The organism is Phyllobacterium sp. 1468, from assembly GCF_031455525.1.
Classification (GTDB): domain Bacteria; phylum Pseudomonadota; class Alphaproteobacteria; order Rhizobiales; family Rhizobiaceae; genus Phyllobacterium.
The window spans coordinates 1-1,049 of the sequence record NZ_JAVDSX010000024.1; the positions used below are offsets into that span (position 1 = coordinate 1).

The window sequence follows — 1,049 nt, forward strand, 5'->3', positions numbered from 1 at the left end:
ATGGCTAAGAGCAAGTTTGAACGTAACAAGCCGCACGTCAACATTGGCACGATTGGTCACGTTGACCATGGCAAGACGTCGTTGACGGCAGCGATTACGAAGTATTTCGGCGAGTACAAGCCGTACGACCAGATTGACGCAGCGCCGGAAGAAAAGGCGCGCGGCATCACCATTTCGACGGCACACGTCGAATATGAGACGCCCGCCCGTCACTATGCGCACGTCGATTGCCCCGGCCACGCCGACTATGTGAAGAACATGATCACCGGCGCTGCACAGATGGATGGCGCGATCCTGGTTGTTTCGGCTGCCGACGGTCCGATGCCGCAGACGCGCGAGCACATCCTGCTTGCCCGTCAGGTTGGCGTTCCGGCGATCGTGGTGTTCCTGAACAAGGTCGACCAGGTTGACGATGCCGAGCTTCTCGAACTCGTCGAGCTTGAAGTACGCGAGCTCCTGTCGAAGTATGATTTCCCCGGCGACGACATTCCGATCGTCAAGGGTTCGGCTTTGGCTGCGCTTGAAGACTCAAACAAGGAAATCGGCGAAGATGCCGTTCGTGCCTTGATGGCGGAAGTCGACCAGTACATTCCGACGCCGGAGCGTCCGATCAACCTGCCGTTCCTGATGCCGATCGAAGACGTTTTCTCGATCTCCGGCCGTGGTACGGTTGTAACGGGCCGCGTTGAACGCGGTATCGTCAAGGTTGGTGAAGAAGTCGAGATCATCGGCATCAAGCCGACGACGAAGACGACGGTGACCGGCGTCGAGATGTTCCGCAAGCTGCTCGATCAGGGCCAGGCCGGCGACAACATCGGTGCGCTGATCCGCGGCGTTGGCCGTGAAGACGTCGAGCGCGGCCAGATCCTTGCCAAGCCAGGTTCGGTCAAGCCGCACACCAAGTTCAAGGCAGAAGCCTATATCCTGACGAAGGACGAAGGTGGCCGTCACACGCCATTCTTCTCCAACTACCGTCCGCAGTTCTACTTCCGCACGACCGACGTGACGGGTGTTGTGACTTTGCCGGAAGGCACGGAAATGGTCATGCC

The 1,049-nt window shown here is 58.7% G+C and carries 1 protein-coding gene; it reads left to right on the plus strand.

Annotation, left to right across the window (positions count from 1 at the left end):
- Positions 1-1,049: elongation factor Tu (gene tuf, locus J2X72_RS25020; protein WP_310076421.1), on the plus strand; the 1,049-nt coding region annotated here is incomplete at both ends.